Here is a 21,653-nt window from a genome sequence, read left to right as displayed (position 1 = left end):
AACGATCACCATGGTTGAAATCGAAATAGACGGCAAAAAAGTCGAAGTCCCTGCTGGTAGCATGGTGATGGACGCCGCCAACAAATTGGGAACCTACATTCCGCACTTCTGCTATCACAAGAAATTGTCGATCGCTGCGAACTGCCGCATGTGCCTGGTTGAAGTGGAAAAGGCGCCCAAGCCTTTGCCCGCTTGCGCCACGCCTGTGTCGGCCGGCATGATCGTGCGCTCCGCGTCCGACAAGGCCGTGCAGGCACAGAAGTCGGTAATGGAATTCCTGCTCATTAACCACCCGCTGGACTGCCCGATCTGCGATCAGGGCGGCGAATGCCAGCTGCAGGACCTGGCCGTCGGTTACGGCAAGGGCGAGTCGCGCTACGAGGAAGAAAAGCGCGTCGTCACGCCCAAGGATGGCGGTCCGCTGGTGTCCATGCAGGAAATGTCGCGTTGCATCCAGTGCACCCGCTGCGTACGTTTTGGCCAGGAAGTGGCCGGCGTGATGGAGCTGGGCATGATAGGCCGCGGCGAACACTCGGAAATCACGGCCTTCGTGGGCCAGACCGTCACCTCCGAAATGTCGGGCAACATGATCGACCTGTGCCCGGTCGGCGCGCTCACGTCCAAGCCGTTCCGCTACAGCGCCCGCAGCTGGGAACTGTCGCGCCGCAAGTCGGTCAGCCCGCACGACGGCCTCGGCGCCAACCTGATCGTCCAGGTCAAGCAGGGCAAGGTCAAGCGCGTGCTGCCGCTGGAAAACGAAGCGATCAACGAGTGCTGGATTTCCGACAAGGACCGCTTCGCCTACGAAGGCCTGGAAGCGGCCGACCGTTTGACCGCGCCCATGCTCAAGCAGGGCGGCGAATGGAAGGAAGTGGACTGGCAGACGGCGCTGGAATACGTGGCGCACGGCCTGAAGAACATCAAGCATGAACACGGCGCCAACGCGCTGGCCGCACTGGCCACGCCACACTCGACGCTGGAAGAACTGCACCTGCTGCAAAAGCTGACCCGCGCCATGGGCTCGGACAGCGTGGACACGCGCCTGCGCCACAGCGACTTCTCGCTGGCGGCCGACGTCAAGCCATGGCTGGGCATGTCGATTGCCGATTTCGCGCAGCTGAACCGCGCCTTCGTGATCGGTTCCTTCCTGCGCAAGGATCACCCGCTGCTGGCCACCCGCCTGCGCACGGCAGTGAAGGGCGGCGCCAAGCTGTCCATCCTGCACGCAGCCGACGACGACCAGCTGATGACCATCGCCAACAAGATGATCGCCGCGCCGTCCGACTGGCTGGCCGCGCTGTCGCAAGTGGTCGCTGCCGTGGCCAAGGCCAAGGAAGTGGCGGCACCGGCCGGCTTTGACGCCGTCACCGTGTCCGACGCTGCCGCCGCCATCGCCGCCAGCCTGCTGTCCGGTGACAACAAGGCTGTCCTGCTGGGCAACGCCGCCGTACAACACCCGCAAGCGGCCGCGCTGCACGCGGCCGCACAGTGGATCGCCGAACAGACGGGCGCCAAGCTGGGCGTGCTGACGGAAGCGGCCAACACCGTGGGCGCCTACATCGCCAACGCCAACAGCGGCACCGCCCCTGTCTTCAGCACGCCGAAACAGGCTTACGTGCTGCTGAACGTGGAACCGCAGTTCGACGCCGTCAACCCACAGCAAGCGGCCGACGCGCTCAAGCGCGCCGACATGGTGGTCGTGCTGTCGGCCTACAAGCACGGCATGGAATACGCCGACGTGCTGCTGCCGGTGTCGCCGTTCAGCGAAACGTCGGGCACCTTCGTCAACTGCGAAGGCCGGGCACAGAGCTTCAACGGCACCGTCAAGCCGCTGGCCGACACCCGTCCGGGCTGGAAGGTGCTGCGCGTGCTCGGTAACATCCTGGGCCTGTCCGGTTTCGACTACGACACCTCGGAAGCGATCCGCGACGAAGTGCTGGGCGCCGGTGTGACCGATGTGTCGTCGCGCCTGAACAACGCCGGCAAGGCCGCCCCCGTGGCCGCCGCCTTTGGCAACGCTGCCGCGCCCGAGCGCGTGACGGACGTGCCGATCTACTTCGCCGACGCCGTCGTGCGCCGTGCCGAGTCGCTGCAAAAGACGGCCGATGCGGCTGCGCCGAAAGCGCACCTGTCCACGGTCCTGGCGCAGCAGCTGGGCGTCGCCGCCGGCGACAAGGTCAAAGTTAGCCAAGGTTCCGGCAGCGCGATCCTGGTCGCCGCCGTCGATGCCGGCCTGCCTGCCAACGCCGTGCGCGTGGCCGCCGCTCACGCGTCGACCGCCGCCCTGGGCAGCATGTTCGGTTCCATCACAGTTGAAAAAGCAGGAGAGGGGAAATAATGGCTCTGCCTGAATTCGTCACCGCCATTAACAACGCCGGCGCCGCCAGCGTGCTGGCGCCCATCTGGCCACTGGTGTGGACCATGATCAAGATCATCGTCGTGCTGATGCCACTGATGGGCCTGGTTGCCTACCTGACCCTGTGGGAGCGCAAGTTCATCGGCTGGATCCAGATCCGCGTCGGCCCCAACCGCGTCGGTCCCATGGGCCTGCTGCAGCCTATCGCCGATGCGCTCAAGCTGCTGTTCAAGGAAATCATCATGCCGGCCAAGGCCAACCCTGGCCTGTTCGTGATCGGTCCCATCATGACCATCATGCCGGCCCTGGCCGCCTGGTCGGTCGTGCCTTTCGGTCCGGAAGCGGTGCTGGCCAACGTCAACGCCGGCCTGCTGCTGTTGCTGGCCATCACGTCGATGGAAGTGTATGGCATCATCATCGCCGGCTGGTCGTCCAACTCCAAGTACTCGTTCATGGGCGCCATGCGCGCCTCGGCCCAGATGATTTCCTACGAAATCCCGATGGGCTTCGTGCTGGTGATCGTGCTGATGGTGTCCGGTTCGCTGAACTTCATCGACATCGTCGGCGGCCAGGAGAAGGGCTACTTCGTCGAGCACGGCATGAACTTCCTGTCGTGGAACTGGCTGCCGCTGCTGCCCATGTTCGTGGTCTACCTGACCTCGGGCCTGGCGGAAGCGAACCGTCACCCGTTCGACGTGGTCGAGGGCGAATCGGAAATCGTGGCCGGCCACATGGTCGAATACTCGGGCATGGCCTACGCCATGTTCATGCTGGCCGAATACGCCAACATGATCCTGGTGGGCGCCCTGGGCTCCATCATGTTCCTGGGCGGCTGGGCCGCACCATTCAAGTTCCTCGAGTTCTGGGGCGGTTTCGGCGGCTTCTTCTGGCTGTTCGCCAAGACCTTCGTGATCGTATCCATCTTCATCTGGGTGCGCGGTACCTTCCCTCGCTACCGTTATGACCAGATCATGCGTCTGGGCTGGAAAGTGTTTATCCCGTTGACCCTGGTGTACCTGGTCTTCGTCGCCGGCTGGATGCAGACATCCTGGAATATCTGGAAGTAAGGAAGAAAATAATGGAACGTATCAAGGACTTTTTCGGCAGCTTCTTGCTGACCGAACTGATCAAAGGGATGGCGCTGACGGGCAAGTACATGTTCTCGCGCAAGATCACCATCCAGTACCCGGAAGAGAAGACGCCGATGTCGCCCCGCTTCCGCGGCCTGCACGCGCTGCGCCGTTATCCCAACGGCGAAGAGCGCTGCATCGCCTGCAAACTGTGCGAAGCGGTGTGCCCGGCGATGGCCATCACGATCGAATCGGAGCAGCGCGACGACGGTTCGCGCCGCACCACGCGTTACGACATCGACCTGACCAAGTGCATCTTCTGCGGCTTCTGCGAAGAATCGTGCCCGGTCGACTCCATCGTCGAGACGCACGTGCTGGAATACCACGGCGAAAAACGCGGCGATCTGTACTACACGAAAGAGATGCTGCTGGCCGTCGGCGATCGCTACGAAGAGCAGATCGCCGCGGCGCGCGCAGCGGACGCTCCTTACCGCTGATGAGATGCGGCCAGCCCCCGACCGCGCCGCGGCGAGGGCAGGGCGGGCCGCAATTCAGTGGCGTCTCGATCAATAAACTGTACGTCTCTTGGGTTAGTTATGGAATTTAAAACTGCTTTGTTCTACGTGTTCTCGGCCATCATGATATTGGCCGCGACCCGCGTTATCACGGCCCGCAATCCGGTCCACGCCGCACTGTTCCTGGTGCTGTCGTTCTTCTCGGCCGCCGCCATCTGGCTGCTGCTGAAAGCCGAGTTCCTCGCCATCGTGCTGGTGCTCGTGTACGTCGGCGCCGTCATGGTGCTGTTCCTGTTCGTGGTCATGATGTTGGACATCAACATGGACAAGATGCGCGAAGGCTTCTGGGGCTATTTGCCGCTGGCCAGCTTCATCGGCGTCGTGATCGTGCTGGAAATGGCCGCCGTCCTGTGGCGCAATTTCCTCTCGTTCGAGGCGCAGGGCCCGGCCAACGCCGGCAACATCGGCGGCACCAAGGAACTGGGCCTGCTGATCTACACCAAATACGTCTATGCGTTCGAGGTCGCCGCCGCCGTGCTGCTGGTGGCCATCATCGCCGCAGTGGCCCTGACGCTGCGCAAGCGCAAGGACACCAAGCATTTCGACCCGGCTGACGCAGTGCGCGTCAAGCGTAACGACCGTCTGCGCATCGTCAAGATGGCCGCCGTGTCCAACCGCGAGCAGGCCGGTGCAGCAAACAAGGAGGCTCCATGACTTTATCGCTCGCTCACTACCTCGTTCTTGGCGCGATCCTGTTCGCGATCTCGATCGTGGGTATTTTCCTGAACCGGAAGAACATCATCATCCTGCTGATGGCCATCGAACTGATGCTGCTGGCGGTGAACATGAACTTCATCGCGTTCTCGCATTACCTGGGCGACGCGGCCGGGCAAATCTTTGTGTTCTTCATCCTGACCGTGGCCGCCGCTGAATCGGCGATCGGCCTCGCGATCCTGGTGGTGATGTTCCGTAACCTGGACACCATCAACGTAGAAGACCTGGATAGCCTCAAAGGCTAAGTTTCAACCTCGAATAATAACGATTAAGGTTCATCATGGCGGGGCAAACTCTTAACCCTAACCTCCTTCTTGCCGTACCTCTGGCGCCGCTGGCCGGCGCTGCGATTGCGGGCTTGTTCGGAACCCGATTCTTCGGGAATCTAGTCGGCCGCAAGACGTCACATACCGTGACGATACTTGGCGTGCTGATTGCATTTATTCTGTCGGCGATGACGCTGTCAGACGTCATCGGCGGCGCCGGCTACAACGGCACCGTCTACAACTGGATGACGGTGGCCGGCCTGAAGCTCGAAGTGGGCTTCCAGATCGACGCGCTGTCGGCGATGATGATGTGCGTGGTGACGTTTGTCTCGCTGATGGTGCACATCTACACGATAGGCTACATGGCCGAAGACGAAGGCTACAACCGCTTCTTCGCCTACATCTCGCTGTTCACCTTCTCGATGCTGATGCTGGTGATGGCCAACAACTTCCTGCAGCTGTTCTTCGGCTGGGAAGCGGTGGGCCTGGTGTCGTACCTGCTGATCGGCTTCTGGTACACGCGCCCGACGGCGATCGTGGCCAACATGAAGGCGTTCCTGGTCAACCGCGTGGGCGACTTCGGCTTCATCCTCGGTATCGGCCTGCTGCTGGCCTACGCCGGCTCGATGAACTACCAGGAAGTGTTCGCCAAGCGCGAGGCGCTGGCCGCCCTGACGCTGCCGGGCACGGACTGGATGCTGCTGACCGTGGCCTGCATCTGCCTGTTCATCGGCGCCATGGGCAAGTCGGCCCAGTTCCCGCTGCACGTGTGGCTGCCTGACTCGATGGAAGGCCCGACCCCGATCTCGGCACTGATCCACGCCGCCACCATGGTGACGGCCGGTATCTTCATGGTGACCCGCATGTCGCCCCTGTTCGAGCTGTCGGAAACGGCGCTGTCGTTCGTGCTGATCATCGGTTCCATCACGGCCCTGTTCATGGGCTTCCTGGGCATCATCCAGAACGACATCAAGCGCGTGGTCGCTTACTCGACCCTGTCGCAGCTGGGCTACATGACCGTGGCACTGGGTTCGTCGGCCTATTCGATCGCCGTGTTCCACCTGATGACCCACGCGTTCTTCAAGGCACTGCTGTTCCTGGGCGCCGGTTCGGTCATCATCGGCATGCACCACGACCAGGACATCCGCAACATGGGCGGCCTGCGCAAGTACATGCCCGTGACCTGGATCACATCGCTGCTCGGTTCGCTGGCCCTGATCGGCACGCCGTTCTTCTCCGGTTTCTACTCCAAGGATTCGATCATCGAAGCCGTGGCCGAGACCCACATCGCCGGCGCCGGCTTCGCCAACTTCGCCGTGCTGGCTGGCGTGTTCGTGACCGCGTTCTACTCGTTCCGCATGTACTTCCTGGTGTTCCACGGCGAAGAGCGCTTCGGCAAGGCCCACGGCCATGACGACCATCACGCCCCGGCCGCCGACCACGTGGAGCACGATTCGGATGCCCACCACGAAGAGGAAGAGGACGCGCACGGCCACCACGGCCTGGCCCCGGGCGAGAAGCCGCACGAGTCGCCGTTCGTCGTGTGGTTCCCGCTGGTGATGCTGGCCATCCCATCGGTCATCATCGGCTACCTGACCATCGGTCCTATGCTGTTCGGTAAATTCTTCAACGGCGTCATCTTCGTCGGCGAGAACCACCACGCGATCGAGAAACTGACCGAGGAATTCCACGGCCCGATGGCCATGGCCCTGCATGCGTTCACCTCGCTGCCGCTGGCACTGGCGTTCGCCGGCGTCGCTTCGGCCTACTACTGCTACATGATCAATCCGCGCGTGCCGGCCTGGTTCTACGACAAGTTCCACGCCATCCACACGCTGCTGGACAACAAGTACTACATGGACAAGTTCAACGAGGTGGTGTTCGCCGGCGGTGCACGCCTGCTGGGCAACGGCCTGTGGAACGTGGGCGACCGCACGCTGATCGACGGCTTCGTCGTGAACGGCAGCGCCAAGGTTGTGGAGTGGTTCTCGGCGCTGACCCGCCTGGCGCAGACCGGTTATATCTACCACTACGCGTTCGTCATGATCCTCGGCATTCTGGGGTTCCTGGTCTACTTCCTGCCGTTTTGGCACGCTTAATTAGCTGATACGCATAGAGATAAAGATAACCATGATGCAGTCAATTTCTACATTACCTCCGTTCCTTAGCCTGGCGATCTGGGTGCCGATCGCCTTCGGCCTGCTGGTGCTGGCATTCGGCCGCGACAGCAATGCCGGCATGGTCCGTGTCGGCTCGCTGATCGGCTCCATCGTCAGCTTCCTGGTCACGCTGCCGCTCATCTCGCATTTCGACAACGCGGCCCACGGCATGCAGTTCGTCGAGAAGTCGCCCTGGATCGAGCGCTTCAACATCCTGTACTCGCTCGGTATCGACGGCCTGTCGCTGTGGTTCATTCCGCTGACGGCCTTCATCACCGTGATCGTCGTGATCTCGGCCTGGCAGGTGATCCAGAAGCGCGTGGCCCAGTACATGGGCGCCTTCCTGATCCTGTCGGGCCTGATGATCGGCGTGTTCTGCGCGCTCGACGGCCTGCTGTTCTACTTCTTCTTCGAAGCGACCCTGATCCCGATGTACATCATCATCGGTATCTGGGGCGGCGAGAACCGCGTGTACGCCTCGTTCAAGTTCTTCCTGTACACCTTCTTCGGTTCGCTGCTGACGCTGATCGCCATCATCTACCTGTACAAGGCTTCGGGCGGTTCGTTCGACATCCTGACCTGGCACCGTACGGCGCTCACCATGCGCGAGCAGATCTTCATCTTCATCGCCTTCCTGATGGCGTTCGCCGTCAAGGTGCCGATGTTCCCGGTCCACACCTGGCTGCCCGACGTGCACGTGGAAGCGCCAACGGGCGGTTCCGCCGTGCTGGCCGCCATCATGCTGAAGCTGGGCGCTTACGGTTTCGTGCGGTTCTCGCTGCCGATCACCCCGGACGCATCGCACTACATGGCCAACTTCATCATTACCCTGTCGCTGATCGCCGTGGTCTACATCGGCCTGGTGGCACTGGTGCAGAAGGACATGAAAAAGCTGGTCGCTTACTCGTCGATCGCCCACATGGGCTTCGTCACCCTGGGCTTCTTCCTGTTTAACGACATGGCAGTGCAGGGCGGTATCGTCCAGATGATCTCGCACGGCTTCATCTCCGGCGCCATGTTCCTGTGCATCGGCGTGCTGTACGACCGCGCCCACTCGCGCCAGATCGCCGACTACGGAGGGGTAGTGAACAAGATGCCGAAGTTCGCCGCGCTGTTCATCTTCTTCTCCATGGCCAACTGCGGCCTGCCTGCCACCTCCGGTTTCGTGGGCGAGTTCATGGTCATCCTGGGCGCCGTCAAGGCCAACTTCTGGATCGGCCTGATCGCCGCCACCGCGCTGATCCTGGGCGCCGCCTACTCGCTGTGGATGGCCAAGCGCGTCATCTTCGGCAAGGTGACCAATCACCACGTGGCCGAGCTGACCGATATCGGCGCCCGCGAGTTCTTGATGCTGGGCCTGCTGGCCGCGGCCGTGCTGGCCATGGGCCTGTACCCCGCGCCGTTCACCGACACGATGCAAACCTCGGTCGCGGACCTGCTCGCGCACGTTGCGCACAGCAAGCTGCCTTAAGAAGAAAACGGAAACGCATACATGAATACCACCAACATGATCCCGCTCTACGCAGAAGTCTTTCTGCTGGTCGCCGCGTCGGCGATCTTGCTGATCGATATGTTCCTGTCCGAGGGCAAGCGTTCGATCACGTACGTCCTGTCGCTGCTGACGCTGCTCGTTTGCGGCTACTTCAGCTACGTCGACTTTGCGGCCGGCACCACGGTCTACACGTTCAACAACATGTTCGTGTCGGATCCGATGTCCAACCTGCTCAAGATCTTCACCTATGTCTCGATCGGCATGACGCTGGTCTATTCGCGCGGCTACGCCACCGACCGTGGCATGCTGGGCGGTAACCTGGGCGGCGAGTTCTACGTGCTGGCCCTGTTCTCGCTGCTGGGCCAGATGGTCATGATCTCCGGCAACAGCATGCTGTCCATCTACCTGGGCATCGAACTGATGTCGCTGGCCCTGTACGCGCTGGTGGCCCTGCGCCGCGACAACGCCAAGGCCACGGAAGCGGCCATGAAGTACTTCATCCTGGGCGCCATGGCGTCCGGTTTCCTGCTGTATGGCATGTCGATGATTTACGGCGCCACCGGCACGCTGGACCTGTCCAAGGTGGCCCTGGCTGCTGCCAGCGGCACCATCAAGCCCACCATCCTCGTGTTCGGCCTGGTGTTCCTGGTGGCCGGCCTGGCCTTCAAGCTCGGTGCCGTGCCCTTCCACATGTGGGTACCGGACGTGTACCAGGGTTCGCCGACGGCCGTCACGCTGCTGCTGGGCGGTGCGCCCAAGCTGGCCACCTTCGCCGTCTGCATCCGCCTGCTGGTGGAAGGCTTGCTGCCGATGGCCGTGGACTGGCAGCAGATGCTGATGGTGCTGGCCGTGCTGTCGCTGGCCATCGGTAACCTGACCGCCATCGCCCAGACCAACATCAAGCGCATGCTCGCTTACTCGACCATTGCCCAGATGGGCTTCGTGCTGCTGGGCCTGCTGGCCGGCGTGGTCGGCACGACCGACCGTACGGGCGCTTCGGCCGCCTACAGCGCCGCCATGTTCTACGCCATCACCTACGTGATGACGACGGCCGGCAGCTTCGGCATGATCATGGTGCTGGCCCGTTCCGGCTTCGAAGCGGAAGAACTGGCCGACTTCAAGGGCCTGAGCAAGCGCAACGGCTGGTTCGCCGTGCTGATGTCGATCATGATGTTCTCGCTGGCCGGCGTGCCGCCGCTGCTGGGCTTTACCGCCAAGTTCTCGGTGCTGACCGCGGTGCTGGGTACGGGCCAGATCTGGCTGACCGTGCTGGCCGTGATGTTCTCGCTGATCGGCGCGTTCTACTACCTGCGCGTGGTCAAGATGATGTGGTTCGACGAGCCGAGCGACAATGCGCCGCTGGTGGTGAAAGGTGACATGAACTTCATCCTGAGCCTGAATGGCATCGCCCTGGTGGTGGTGGGCATGCTGCCCGGTCCGCTGCTGAGCGCCTGCCTGAGCGCCATGACCAAGACCCTCAATTCCTGATGGAAGTGTCTTCCGCCAGCTGGCTGGTGATCGTGCTGGCGATCCTGGCCGCCAACCTGCCTTTCTTCAATGACAGGATGTTTGCCGTGCTGCCGCTCAAGCGGCATCCCGGCGACCCGCGGGCCGTGCGGCGCAAGCCTTTCTGGCTGCGGCTGGCGGAAATGGCCGTCATGTACTGCGCCGTGGGGGCGGCCGGCTTTGCGCTGGAAGCCCGCATCGGCACCCCTTTCCCACAGACGTGGGAGTTCTACGCCATCACGGCCTGCCTCTTCATCGTCCTTGCCTTCCCCGGATTCGTTATGCGTTACCTGCGCAAGCACCGCGCGTGATCTGATACACTAGCGCTACGGCAATATGGAGTGCGCATGGACAAGCATCTGAAAGAAGTCCGCGTCGGCGGCGAACTGGTCTACGAAGGCAAGTTTCTCAAGGTTCAGAAGGACCGGGTAGCCTTGCCGGATGGCCAACACACGGCCCGCGAATACATCCGCCACCCTGGCGCGGTCGTCATCCTGCCTCTGCTGGACGATGGTACGGTGTTGATGGAACGTCAATTCCGCTATCCGCTGGACCAGGTATTCATCGAATTCCCCGCTGGTAAGATCGATCCCGGCGAAGACCCGCTGGCCTGCGCCCAGCGCGAGCTGGAAGAGGAAACCGGTTACACGGCCACGGATTGGCAATTTGTCAGTGTGATCCATAATGCCATCGCCTATTCGGACGAGCACCTCGACCTGTACCTGGCCCGTGGCCTGACCGCCGGCGCGGCCAAGCTGGACGACGGCGAATTCCTGGAAACCTTCACCGCCACCATCGATGAGCTGCTGGACTGGGTCCGCAGCGGCAAGATCACGGACGTCAAGACCGTCATCGGTGTGTTCTGGCTCGACAAAATCCGCTCCGGCGCCTGGACGCTGGACTGAGCGATGGCGTTGCTGCGGACATTACGGTTCCTGCTTGCCACGGCATGCCTGCTGGCAGCGGCCGGTGCGCACGCCGAACGCACGCCGTTCCAGGTCCGCTGTGAAGATAGCCTGAGCAAGACGGTCACCGTGCTGACGGCCCAGCAAAGCGGCTACACGGTCGATACCCACCTGTCCTACAAGGCGCTGACGTCGATGCATGGCCTGGCCGCCGGCGCCGTCAAGGTGGCGGGGCTGACCCAGACCGATTCGCGCGTCAAGATGGGCTACACGGGCACGCTGCTGCAGGACCCGGAGAGTGGCTACGAATGCATCGCCCCCAGGATAGAGGTCAAGCTGTACTATGTGCCCGTGGTGATCTATGTGGCGCGCGAATTCCCGGCCGGCTCCTGCGCCTACAATGAAATCCTCAAACACGAACTGCGCCACATGCACGCCTACATGCAGGATTTGCCGCGGGTGGAAAAGACGGTGCGCGACGCGCTGGCCAGGCGCTTCCAGGACAAGCCGCTGTATGCGCCGTCCGGCACGGCCATGTCGGCCCTGACGCACGAGGTGGACAATGGCTGGATGGACTATATCAAGGCCGAGCTGCACAAGGTCGACGCCGAGCAGGCCCGCATCGATGCGCCCGAAGAATACGCGCGCCTGAGCCAGGCTTGCGAAGGCGAGATCCGCAACGTGCTCAATGGCGGCTACACCTTCTGAAACGACACAGGCATAGATGACACAAGACACCGCTGGCGCGCCGCGCCACTACGCCCTGATACCGGCGGCGGGCGTGGGCGCCCGCATGGCGGCCGACGGCCCCAAGCAATACCTGACCGTGGGCGGCAAGCCCATGCTGCGCCACGCGCTGGAAGCGTTCCTGGCCAGCGAGCGCATCAGCCATACCTACATCGTCGTCAGCCCAGCTGACGGGCAGATCGATGCCGTGGTTCCGCCCGGCATGGACGGTGTCACCGTGCTGCGCTGCGGCGGCGCCACCCGCATGGCATCGGTGCAGAACGCCTTGCACGCGCTGCGCGCGCAGGTGCGCGACGGCGACAGCATCCTGGTCCATGACGCGGCCCGGCCCGGCCTGACGCCGGCACTGATCGCCCGCCTGATCGACGGCGTGGCCGGCCACCCGGCCGGCGGCTTGCTGGCGCTGCCCGTGGTGGACACGGTCAAGCGCGTGGCCGGCGGCAGCGTCGCCACCGTTCCGCGCGACGGCCTGTGGCTGGCGCAAACGCCGCAGATGTTCAGCTACGCGCTGCTGCACCGGGCGCTGGACGCGGCCACGGACGCGGCCGCCATCACGGACGACGCCAGCGCCGTGGAAGCGCTGGGCCTGTCGCCGCGGCTGGTGGAAGGCCATCCGCGCAACTTGAAAGTGACGCTGCCGGCCGATATCCGCATCGCGGAAATGTATCTGGCCCAACCTATTTCGAATTGAACCTCATGAATCCAACTCCCGCACTCCCGTTCCGCATCGGCCAGGGCTATGACTGCCACGCGCTGGTGGAGGGGCGCAAGCTCATCATCGGCGGCGTTACGATACCGCACCACGTGGGGCTGCTGGGGCACTCGGATGCCGACGTGCTGCTGCATGCGATCACGGACGCCATCCTGGGCGCGGCCGCGCTGGGCGACATCGGCAAGCATTTCCCGGACACGGACCCGCAATTCAAGGGCGCCGATTCGCGCACGCTGCTGCGCGAAGCGGCGCGGCGCGTGGTGGCCACCGGCTACGTGATCGGCAACATCGACGCCACCATCATCGCCCAACGGCCCAAGATGGCGCCGCACATCGGCGCCATGTGCGCCAACGTGGCCGAGGACCTGGGCGTGACGGTGGGGCAGGTCAACATCAAGGCCAAGACCAACGAGAAGCTCGGCTACCTGGGCCGGGAAGAGGGCATCGCTGCAGAAGCGGTGGCTTTGCTGATACGCTCGTAAGGCGCGCCTATTTAAAGCAAATCGGTAGTCGGCGCCGCCCTGTTGCGCTGCTCCAATCCACAACATCGTTGTTGCAGAATGGGACGATGGCGCCTGGCCGATCCCATGCTTCTGCAACGCCTCGATACCTGGACGCAGTGATGGCATCACTTGCGCCCATGCGCCTCTCTGGCGCATGCCTCATCGTTGGTGGTTGATCTGCGGCTTCCGATCCATCAAACGAAGCATGCCAAACCGGATGGCCTGTTATTTGCTTGTTCGTAATCAGTATGGTCCCCGGCATGTGCGCCGCCGGTCGCTGTTGCGGCAAACATTGTCGTCGTTCGTCATGCTGGTGCCACACGCTGCGCTTGCGCGCACGTTGGCTGTCATTCTTTGATTCGGAAAGCACACATGAAACGACATTACTTAAGCGCACTGACTCTGGCCGCAGCGTCGGCCTTGATCGCCATTCCTGCGGCATACGCGGCCGAAGCGCCTGCGACCAGCCACTTCGGGAGTATCGAGCGCGCGCAAGCCAAGCGCGCTACGGAGCTGCTCGACAGTGCAGTCGATTACCTGCAGAAGAATGGCCCGGACAAGGCCTTTGCCGAATTCAACGAGCCGGCCGGCCCCTTCGTCCACGGCCCGTACTACGTCTTCGTGGTGGACCAGGATGGCTTCATGGCGGCCAACGGCGGCTCGCAACTGGGCCTGGTGGGCAAGAACGAGATCGACCTGCGCGATGCGGCCGGCAAGCCCCTGATCCGCGACCTGCTGGAACAGGCCAGGGTGAGCGACACGGGCACGGTGGAATACCGCTGGCTGAACCGGGTCAGCAACCACGTCGAAAACAAGTTCAGCCAATACCGCAAGATCGGCAAGTACATCCTGTGCGTGGGCTACTACACGCCGCGCGGCTCGGTGGAAGAGGCGCAGGAACTGCTCGACAAGGCCGTCGCCTACTTGAAGAAGTCCGGCGATGCGGCGGCCTACACTGCCTTCAACAGCCCGCAGGGCGGCTTCATGCATAACGACCTGTATGTGTTCGTAATCGGCATCGACGACGGCCGCTACCGCGCGTCCGGCGACTCGCCGCAGCTGGCGGGCATGGACGTGCGCGGCTTGCGCGATGCGGCCGGCAAGCCCATGGTGGAAGACATGATCAAGGTGGCCAAGAACAAGGGCTCTGGCGTCGTCGACTTCGTCTGGCGCAACCCGGCCACCAACGCGGTGGAGCAGAAGCACTCGCTGATCCAGCGCGTGGATAAGGTGCTGCTGGGCGTGGGCTATTACAGCAAGTAAGTTGTTCGCCATTGCGGACGGCCCGGCGCGTTGGAACGGCCGGGCTGCCGCAGGCCCTGTAGGCAACAGCGGCGCCCGCCCTGTGCGCGGACGCGGGGAAATGCCACCGGCCCGTCAGTTCCTGGTCGGGTCCTGTTGCTGCGGCCCGGGCGGCATCTTGCGGGCGGCCGACGTTCTGCTACCATGGCGCCCTGACCGGGAACAGGGAGAACAACAATGGCACGCGATATCTATGCATACCGGCAGGTGGCCGTCGAATCGGTGCTGCGCGAGGGCAGGGTGCAGATCCGCCCGGTGCCAGGGCAGGCGTTTTCGCCCGAGCTGCTGGTGCAGTGTTCGCGCCGTATGTGCGACACGGGCGTCTTTCCGCTCGGCACCCGTTTTCTGTTGTCGGCCAAGCTGACCGACCGGCTGGGCGGCATGCCCTATCTCTATGCCTGGCATGGCGATGCTGAGCAGGTCATGTCGGCAGCGGAAACCAAACGCTTTCTTGCGGAATTCAAGCGCGGCAGGATTTGAAAGCTGGTGGCCAGTGCGACAGTCGCCAGTTCAGTTTGCGTACGATAGGCACTGTCTCTCGCTGACTCGCTGACTCGCTGACTATTTCGTCATCGTGGCCAACCGTTCCAGGATCGCATATCCCGCCTCGATGCGCGCGGGGATGGGGTAGCTTTTATTGGCCAGCATGACGATGCCGATTTTCTTCTCCGGCACAAACGCGATATACGCGCCAAATCCACCTGTCGAGCCGGTCTTGTTGAACAGGGTGGCTTGCACAGGCTGGCGCGGCGCGGCGATTGGCTGCGTGGGATTGGGATCATAGATCATTTCCTCTGCGTTGCCGGCTAACAGTTGCTTCAGGCCGACAGGGTAGGGATATTGTTCCCAGCCCAGGCCCTGCGCCATCGTCCCGGTCTTGAAGTAGCCTACGTGGGTGCCGGCAACGGCGCGCCGCATCGGTTCGGCCAGCGTGGCCGGCTCGATGTTCACCTGCACGTAGCGCAGCATGTCGGCCGCCGTCGACTTGATGCCATAGGCTTCCGCGTCGAACACCCCAGGATGGACCCGCACCGGATGATTGGCCTTGTTGTAGCCCCACGCATAGCTGTCCATGGCGCTGTCGGGCACGTGGATGTAGCTGTGTTCCAGGCCGAGCTGAGGAAACAGTTGGGTCTCCACCGCATCGGCGAAGTCGCGCTGCAGTCCGATCGCGCTGAGGTAGCCAAACAAGCCAATGCTGGGGTTGGAATACTGGCGCCGCTTGCCGGGAGCGACTTCCGGTTTCCATTGTTTGAAGTAGGCGATCATCTGATCGTCGTTCACTATCTCGTCGGGAAACTGCAGCGGCAGGCCGCCAGCCGTGTAAGTGCCCAGGTTGAGCAGGCTGGCGCCGTCGATGGCGCTGCCTTTGAGCACCGGCAGGTACTTGCCGGGATGATCGTCGAACGACAGCTTGCCCAGCACTTGCGCGTACGACGCCAGCGTGGCGGTGAAGGTCTTGCTGACGGAGCCCAGTTCAAACAGCGTCGCCTCGCTGACCGGCGTATTCTTCTCGCGCGATGCGACGCCATAGTTGAAGTACATGGCATGGCCATCGACCGTGACGGCGATCGCCATGCCGGGGACGTCATACTTGCCCATGATGGGGCGTATCGCGGCATCGACGACGTCGCGCAGCGCGGCCGGCTGCTCGGCGGCCCAGGCGCTAACGGGGATCAGGCAGGCACACAGCAGGGTAGCGGCGGTATGGCGGATGCGTTTTGGCTGGCTGGTCAAAGTAATTCTTTCCTTTCGCGGCTGATTCGGGGTGTGATGTAAGTCCGGATGGCGGGATAATCAGGCAAACCGATTGTGATTGCAATTTGTTCTATCATTCCCATTTGTCATGCATTATCCCATCGAAAGGGCGAATTGATGATACATATCCGTGAAATCGATCACATCGTTTTGCGTGTGGTGGACCTGGCGGCCATGGAGCGTTTCTATTGCCAGGTGCTGGGCTGCAAGGTCGAGCGGCGGCAGGAGGGGATAGGACTGATCCAGTTGCGGGCCGGGCGCTGCCTGCTGGACCTGGTGCCCGTGGACGGCAAGCTGGGCCGCATGGGCGGCGCGGCGCCCGGCGTGGAGGGGCGCAATGTCGATCACATCTGTTTCCGCGTGGAGCCGTTCGACGAGGCCGCGATCCGCGGCGAGCTGGCCGCGGCCGGGGTGACGGCCGGCCCTGTGGAATCGCGCTACGGCGCGGAAGGCGAGGGCCCTTCCATCTACCTGAACGACCCCGAAGGCAATATGGTCGAACTGAAAGGCCCGGCCTGGTCCTGAGCCCGGTAGCCCGGCAGCCAGGCAGCCAGGCAGTCAGGGCGCGGCGGCTGGGGCGGGGCGATTACTCGCCGTCCGCGTCGTCCTCTTCCTCGTCGCTGTCCTTGCCGGGGCGGGCGCGGGCGGCGTCGGCGGCCGCCTTGAGCTGGGCGGCGCCGGCCATGAACTCGGCCACGCTGTGGTCGGGACTCTGGCGCAGCGCCGGCGGCAGCAGCACCGACATGTAGAGCTCGTCGGCGGCGCGGCCCGTGCTTTGCAGGTTGGTCATCAGGTTCAGGCCGATGCCGGCCAGCAGCAGCACGCCGCAGCTGGCGGCCAAGCGGCGCGGGTGGTGCGGCTTGATGGTCCACAGGTGGAAGAACAGCATGCCGCACACGAGGGCGATGGTCATCATGTTGCCATAGCGCGTCAGCAGCTCGGCCGACCAGGCAAAGGCCAGCAGCTCGCTCAAGGCGCGCCAGGCGCCCACGGCGAACAGTCCCGTGCCCAGGATGAACAGGTGGCGGCCCAGCCGCGCATGGGTGCCGAACAGGCGGTTGGCCAGCGCCCAGCCGCCGCTCCAGGCCAGTCCCACGCCCAGGCTGGAGGCCACCACCAGCAGGTAGCGGATGGGCTGGAAGGCGTCGGTGTCCGACAACCAGTTTTCCAGTCCCGTGAACAGGGTGATCAGCAGCAGGCCCGCCAGCGCCGGCGCGGCGCCTTCCCAGCGGTGCATGGTGGTATCGGCCAGTTCCGGCGCGACGGCGAAGTCGGCTCCGCGCACGCGCAGGCGCGTGTGGCCCAGCCGCACCACGACATGGCCGTCCAGCGTCACGCTGGCCTGGCGCTTGCCGTCGCTGACGGTGCCGTTGCGGCTGCCCAGGTCGCGCAGTACGGGCACGCCGCCGGCGTCCGCTTCGATCACGGCATGGTGGGCGCCCGCGTGGGCGTCGTCGAGGATGACGTCGTTGTCGTAGCCCCGGCCCAGGCGGATCGGCAGCTGCTCGACGCGCTGGCGTTGCAGCACGTCGCCGCTGCGGCTCAGGAACTCGATGAAGTAGGGCGCGTTCATGGCCGGCCCCCGTTGCCCAGCGCTTCCAGGAAGGCGCGCGTCACGCGCAGGCCGTTGTCATAGGAAACGCCGCGCGCATCGAGCCGGCTTTGCAGATTCATCAGGGGCTGGTCCGTGCTCGAGGTGATCAGGGCGAAGTCGTACAGGCCGTCGAACTTGCGGTAAGCGCGCACGCACAGCACGGCGCGCATGGGCAGCGTGCCGTTCTTGACGAACTGTTCCGTGCAGCTGGGGCCGCTCAGCCGGCTGTCGCGGGTAGAGCCGAAGCGCTCGTTCTTGAACGAATCGCTGGCCAGCTGCGCAAAGCGCAGCGGACCCAAGCCCGTGCTGCGCAGGTATTGGTGGCGGATGCTGACCTGGCCCGTCTGCAGCGAACCGTTGACGAAGATGGCCGATTCCATGGCGCAGTTGGCGTCGTCCACGGTGAAGGGCTTGTCGGCCTTGACGGTGGAACTGCCCCAGCAGCGCATCTGTTCCGATTCGCGCACGGGCACGCGGTAGGGGCCCATGCTCTTCAAGGTCAGCGGCGCGTCGAGCAGGCGCCCGACCATGGCGCGCTGGTGCGCCAGCAATTGTTGGGCTACCACGGCCGTGAAATCCTTGGGTGCCTGCGGCTGCCGCGCCACCTGCTTGAGCAGATCCTGCGCATAGCGGGCCGGAACGAGGAAGCTGACCAGCTCGCCATCGAGGCGCTTGGACACGTTGATGCCGGCCACGGCGCCGTCGCCCGTCACGCTGGGGCCGCCGCTCATGCCGGCGTTGATGGGGCCGGTAAACATCAGTTGGTCGTAAAAGCTGCGCGTGATCACGCCGTTGTAGGCCCCTTCCGAGATGGCGAAGCCGAGGTCGAGCGGGTTGCCCAGCGAGTACAGGTACTGGCCCTGGCTCAGCGTGGCCAGCTGGTCGGGCAGCTTGAAGAAGCCGGTGCCGTTGCGGCTCACACGCAGCACGGCCAGGTCGTGCAGCACGTCCACGGCCAGCAGTTCCACGTTGCCGCGCTGTCCGCCCGTGTCCACCCATTCGCCCACATAGGTTTCGGGGTCGAGCGCGAACTGCGATACCACGTGGTAGTTGGTGACGACCAGGTTGCCGGTGCCGATCAGGAAGCCGGAGCCGACCGACGATTGGGTGTGGCCGCTGCGCAGCAGCGAGCGTACTTGCAGGATGTCGTTCTTGGCCGAAGCGTACAGCTTCTGGGCCGCGCTGGACGGCGGCGGCAGGGCGGCGCCGTCGGGCTTGCCGGCGCCGCGGCCGGCGGCCGGCGCCGTGAGCGGGGCGGCCGCCTGGGCGGCGCCGACGCCGGGGGGCGGTGCGGCCAGGGCGGCGGCGCTGGCCCAAGTCAAGGTGGAGAGGAGAGCAAGTTCAGTAAATTTCATGCATGCCTGGGACTTGGGTAGGGCGCGCAGGGCGCGGGCCGGTCAGAGTTCGCCGTCCTCGGCCGCGGGCGGCGTGACGGGCGTCATCATGTGGCCCAGCTTGGCCGCCTTGGTGTTCAGATAGTGCTGGTTGAAGGCGTTGCGGTTGACCAGCAGCGGCACCCGTTCCACCACTTCGATGCCGAGCTTGCTCATGGCGTCGATCTTGCGCGGGTTGTTGGTCATCAGGCGCAGTTTGGTGACGCCAAATTGCGCGAACATGGGTTTGACGAGCGCGTAGTTGCGGGCGTCGGCCTTGAAGCCCAGCTGTTCGTTGGCCTGCACCGTGTCGGCGCCGCCTTCCTGCAGGCGGTAGGCGCGGATCTTGTTGATCAGGCCGATGCCGCGTCCTTCCTGGCGCAGGTAGAGCAGGATGCCGCGCCCTTCGGCGGCGATCTTCTTGAGCGCCCCTTCAAGCTGGGCGCCGCAGTCGCAGCGCTGCGAGAACAGCACGTCGCCCGTCAGGCATTCTGAGTGGACGCGGGCCAGCACCGGCTCGCCGTTGCCGATGTCGCCCAGCGTCATGGCCAGGTGTTCCTTGCCCGTGGCGTGCTCGACGAAGGCGTGCAGCGTGAACTGGGCCCAGGGGGTCGGCAGCGCGCAGGAAGTGGTGTAGTCCAATTCAACGTTGACGGGTGTTTCTGCGCTCTGCGACATGGCTGTGCTCTTCAAAAAATGGCAAAAAAAATAAGAAAGCGGTAAAAAAGGGCGCGCCGGGCTGATACCACAGACCCGGCGCGCCCTGTAATCATACCAAAACTCAGGCGAAAATTAATTTGAGGACATTCTCGGCTAGTCCGTTGCCCGTTCAGTATGGCAGATCGAACAACAATATCTCCGCATTATCGGCCTGTTCCACCGTCACACTGGCCTCGTCGCTGAGCTTGAGCGCGTCGCCGCCGGCCAGCGCCACGCCGTTGACGGTGACGCTGCCACGGATCACGTGCACATAGCCGAGCCGGCCCGTTGCCAGCGCATGCTCGACGCGGTCGCCGGCGCCCAGGATGGCGGCGTACAAGGCCGCATCCTGGTGGATCAGCACCGAACCGTCGCGTCCGTCGCGGGAAGCGATCAGGCGCAGCTGGCCCTGCTTGCTGTCGGGCGCAAAGTGCTTTTCCTCGTAGCTGGGCGCGATGCCCGTCACGTCGGGCTGGATCCAGATCTGCAGGAAATGCACGCCGTCCGTGGCCGAATGGTTGAACTCGCTGTGCCGCACGCCGCTGCCCGCGCTCATGCGCTGCACATCGCCGTAGTGCAGCACCGAGCCCGTGCCCATGCTGTCCTTGTGCTCGAGTGCGCCGTCCAGCACGTAGGACACGATTTCCATGTCGCGGTGGCCGTGGGTGCCGAAGCCCTGGCCGGGCGCCACCCGGTCTTCGTTGATCACGCGCAGCGGACCGAAGCCCATGTGCTGCGGATCGTAGTAATCGGCGAAGGAAAAGCTGTGGCGCGATTGCAGCCAGCCGTGGTGGGCATCGCCGCGTTCTTCACTTTTGCGTACTTGTAACATGGTGGACTCCAATTGGTTTAGGGTTTGTGCAATAATTTCGAAAATTGCTTTCACGTTCATTGCTGGTACAGAAGCAGTATAGCTGGGTGGGACTGGAACAAAAAACGGAAAATTTACCGATCTATTATCGAAAGAATCGAATGTTAAGACTGAGCCTGGAAGCCTTGCAGATCGTGGACGCCATCGACCGGCGCGGTTCGTTTTCCGCCGCCGGCAAGGAATTGCACAAAGTGCCCTCCACCATTTCCTACACGGTGGGCAAGCTGGAGGATGAATTGGGTGTGCAGATCTTCCTGCGCCACGGTCCGCGCGTGCAGCTGACGGCGGCCGGCCAGGAATTGCTCAAGGAAGGGCGCTACCTGCTGTTCGCGGCGCACGACCTGGAGCAGCGCGTGCGCCGGGTAGCGTCGGGCTGGGAGACGGAGCTGGCCGTGGGCAGCGATTCCATGTTCGCGCCGGCCGTGTTCCAGGCCGACGTGGCCGCGTTCTACGGCGCGACCGGGCAGACCCGGCTGCGCCTGGTGCAGGAAGCCCTGTCGGGCACCTGGGAAGCGCTGCTCGAGCGCCGGGTGGACGTGCTGGTGGGCGCGGCCGGCGAAGGGCCGTCCGGCGGCGGTTACGTGGCCGTCCCGCTGGGCCAGCTGTCGTTCGTGTTCGCCGTGGCGCCGCAGCATCCGCTGGCGGGCGTGCCCGGTCCCCTGGGGCGGGCCGAGCTGCAACCGTACCGCGCCGTCAGCGTGGCCGATTCCGCGCGCCGGCTGGCGCCGCGCACGGTGGGCCTGCTGCTGGGCCAGGACACGCTGACCGTGCCCACCATGCAGGCCAAGCTCGACTACCAGCTGGCCGGCATGGGTTTCGGCTTCCTGCCCGCGCCGTGCGCCCGCGCCGCCATCGCCGCCGGCCTGCTGGTGGAAAAGCAGGTGGAAGAGCCGAAACCGGACGAAACCTTCTACCTGGCCTGGCGCACGGGCGAGACGGGCGCCGCCCTGCACTGGTGGCTGGAACGCATGCGCCAGCCGGGCGTGTTCGAGCGCCTGGTGCAGCATTTGCCGGGGCATGGCCGAGTCGATTTCTTAGCCTGATGCGGTGT

General features: G+C 63.8%; 22 protein-coding genes. 17 read left to right on the top strand and 5 right to left on the bottom strand.

Translation table 11 applies throughout. The annotated features are described in order from the left end of the window. Positions 1-10: 10 nt before the first annotated feature. The 15 genes from nuoG (at position 11) to AC3WOS_RS06740 (ending at position 14,787) form a co-directional block, all read left to right on the top strand. On the top strand, positions 11-2,338 hold the full coding sequence (nuoG, locus tag AC3WOS_RS06810) for an NADH-quinone oxidoreductase subunit NuoG (protein WP_492715122.1): 2,328 nt from the start codon (positions 11-13) through the stop codon (positions 2,336-2,338). Beyond that, positions 2,338-3,423 carry an NADH-quinone oxidoreductase subunit NuoH gene (gene nuoH, locus AC3WOS_RS06805; RefSeq protein WP_492715121.1) on the top strand — a complete coding sequence of 362 codons (1,086 nt, stop codon included), beginning with the start codon at positions 2,338-2,340 and terminating at the stop codon, positions 3,421-3,423. The genes nuoG and nuoH overlap by 1 nt, the downstream gene beginning before the upstream one ends. Before the next feature lie 11 nt (positions 3,424-3,434). After that, positions 3,435-3,923 (top strand): NADH-quinone oxidoreductase subunit NuoI, encoded by a 489-nt coding sequence (gene nuoI / locus AC3WOS_RS06800; RefSeq protein ID WP_492715120.1) that lies wholly within the window; start codon positions 3,435-3,437, stop codon positions 3,921-3,923. A 99-nt stretch (positions 3,924-4,022) separates the two neighbouring features. Then, a complete protein-coding gene (locus AC3WOS_RS06795; protein ID WP_492715118.1) occupies positions 4,023-4,655 on the top strand; it encodes an NADH-quinone oxidoreductase subunit J in 633 nt (210 codons plus the stop codon). After that, positions 4,652-4,960, top strand: coding sequence for an NADH-quinone oxidoreductase subunit NuoK (gene nuoK, locus AC3WOS_RS06790; protein WP_090314441.1), 309 nt, complete (start codon positions 4,652-4,654; stop codon positions 4,958-4,960). The genes AC3WOS_RS06795 and nuoK overlap by 4 nt, the downstream gene beginning before the upstream one ends. 35 nt (positions 4,961-4,995) lie before the next feature. Beyond that, positions 4,996-7,080, top strand: a complete 2,085-nt coding sequence (nuoL, locus tag AC3WOS_RS06785; protein WP_492715117.1) for an NADH-quinone oxidoreductase subunit L — start codon at positions 4,996-4,998, stop codon at positions 7,078-7,080. A 31-nt stretch (positions 7,081-7,111) separates the two neighbouring features. Next, complete coding sequence (locus tag AC3WOS_RS06780) at positions 7,112-8,611, top strand: NADH-quinone oxidoreductase subunit M (protein WP_492715116.1); 1,500 nt, start codon at positions 7,112-7,114, stop codon at positions 8,609-8,611. A gap of 21 nt (positions 8,612-8,632) precedes the next feature. After that, positions 8,633-10,120: an NADH-quinone oxidoreductase subunit NuoN gene (gene nuoN / locus AC3WOS_RS06775; protein ID WP_492715115.1), complete on the top strand. Its 1,488-nt coding sequence runs from the start codon at positions 8,633-8,635 to the stop codon at positions 10,118-10,120. Beyond that, positions 10,120-10,449 (top strand): DUF2818 family protein, encoded by a 330-nt coding sequence (locus tag AC3WOS_RS06770; protein WP_492715114.1) that lies wholly within the window; start codon positions 10,120-10,122, stop codon positions 10,447-10,449. Before nuoN ends, AC3WOS_RS06770 begins: the two co-directional genes overlap by 1 nt. A gap of 36 nt (positions 10,450-10,485) precedes the next feature. After that, positions 10,486-11,043, top strand: a complete 558-nt coding sequence (locus tag AC3WOS_RS06765; RefSeq protein ID WP_492715113.1) for an NUDIX domain-containing protein — start codon at positions 10,486-10,488, stop codon at positions 11,041-11,043. A gap of 3 nt (positions 11,044-11,046) precedes the next feature. Next, positions 11,047-11,751 (top strand): hypothetical protein, encoded by a 705-nt coding sequence (locus AC3WOS_RS06760; protein ID WP_492715112.1) that lies wholly within the window; start codon positions 11,047-11,049, stop codon positions 11,749-11,751. Between the two features lie 16 nt (positions 11,752-11,767). Beyond that, on the top strand, positions 11,768-12,481 hold the full coding sequence (gene ispD / locus AC3WOS_RS06755; protein WP_492715111.1) for a 2-C-methyl-D-erythritol 4-phosphate cytidylyltransferase: 714 nt from the start codon (positions 11,768-11,770) through the stop codon (positions 12,479-12,481). A 5-nt stretch (positions 12,482-12,486) separates the two neighbouring features. Further along, entirely contained in the window at positions 12,487-12,984 is a 498-nt protein-coding gene (ispF, locus tag AC3WOS_RS06750; protein ID WP_492715110.1) for a 2-C-methyl-D-erythritol 2,4-cyclodiphosphate synthase, read from the top strand. Between the two features lie 393 nt (positions 12,985-13,377). After that, a complete protein-coding gene (locus tag AC3WOS_RS06745) occupies positions 13,378-14,268 on the top strand; it encodes a cache domain-containing protein (RefSeq protein ID WP_492715109.1) in 891 nt (296 codons plus the stop codon). A 216-nt stretch (positions 14,269-14,484) separates the two neighbouring features. Beyond that, positions 14,485-14,787, top strand: a complete 303-nt coding sequence (locus tag AC3WOS_RS06740) for a hypothetical protein (RefSeq protein ID WP_492715108.1) — start codon at positions 14,485-14,487, stop codon at positions 14,785-14,787. An 81-nt stretch (positions 14,788-14,868) separates the two neighbouring features. Here the strand turns inward: AC3WOS_RS06740 and ampC are convergent, their stop codons facing one another. Further along, the gene (gene ampC / locus AC3WOS_RS06735) at positions 14,869-16,023 is read right to left on the bottom strand and encodes a class C beta-lactamase (protein WP_492715185.1); all 1,155 of its coding nucleotides are present in this window, start codon (positions 16,021-16,023) and stop codon (positions 14,869-14,871) included. A gap of 156 nt (positions 16,024-16,179) precedes the next feature. Here ampC and AC3WOS_RS06730 point away from each other — a divergent pair, with 156 nt between their 5' ends. After that, positions 16,180-16,590 (top strand): VOC family protein, encoded by a 411-nt coding sequence (locus AC3WOS_RS06730; protein WP_492715107.1) that lies wholly within the window; start codon positions 16,180-16,182, stop codon positions 16,588-16,590. A gap of 61 nt (positions 16,591-16,651) precedes the next feature. Here the strand turns inward: AC3WOS_RS06730 and AC3WOS_RS06725 are convergent, their stop codons facing one another. The 4 genes from AC3WOS_RS06725 to AC3WOS_RS06710 form a co-directional block, all read right to left on the bottom strand. Beyond that, the gene (locus tag AC3WOS_RS06725) at positions 16,652-17,638 is read right to left on the bottom strand and encodes an FHA domain-containing protein (protein WP_492715106.1); all 987 of its coding nucleotides are present in this window, start codon (positions 17,636-17,638) and stop codon (positions 16,652-16,654) included. Next, positions 17,635-19,014, bottom strand: a complete 1,380-nt coding sequence (locus AC3WOS_RS06720; protein ID WP_492715105.1) for a S1 family peptidase — start codon at positions 19,012-19,014, stop codon at positions 17,635-17,637. The genes AC3WOS_RS06725 and AC3WOS_RS06720 overlap by 4 nt, the downstream gene beginning before the upstream one ends. 42 nt (positions 19,015-19,056) lie before the next feature. Further along, a complete protein-coding gene (gene ribA / locus AC3WOS_RS06715) occupies positions 19,057-19,710 on the bottom strand; it encodes a GTP cyclohydrolase II (protein ID WP_492715104.1) in 654 nt (217 codons plus the stop codon). A gap of 151 nt (positions 19,711-19,861) precedes the next feature. Continuing rightward, positions 19,862-20,563 (bottom strand): pirin family protein, encoded by a 702-nt coding sequence (locus AC3WOS_RS06710; RefSeq protein ID WP_492715103.1) that lies wholly within the window; start codon positions 20,561-20,563, stop codon positions 19,862-19,864. 140 nt (positions 20,564-20,703) lie between these two features. Between AC3WOS_RS06710 and AC3WOS_RS06705 the strand changes: the two genes are divergently transcribed. Further along, the gene (locus tag AC3WOS_RS06705) at positions 20,704-21,645 is read left to right on the top strand and encodes a LysR substrate-binding domain-containing protein (protein WP_492715102.1); all 942 of its coding nucleotides are present in this window, start codon (positions 20,704-20,706) and stop codon (positions 21,643-21,645) included. Positions 21,646-21,653 lie beyond the last annotated feature (8 nt).

This window comes from Rugamonas sp. FW305-51 (genome assembly GCF_058786935.1).
Note: the sequence above shows the minus strand (reverse complement) of the source record. Positions and strands in the feature narration are given on the sequence as shown.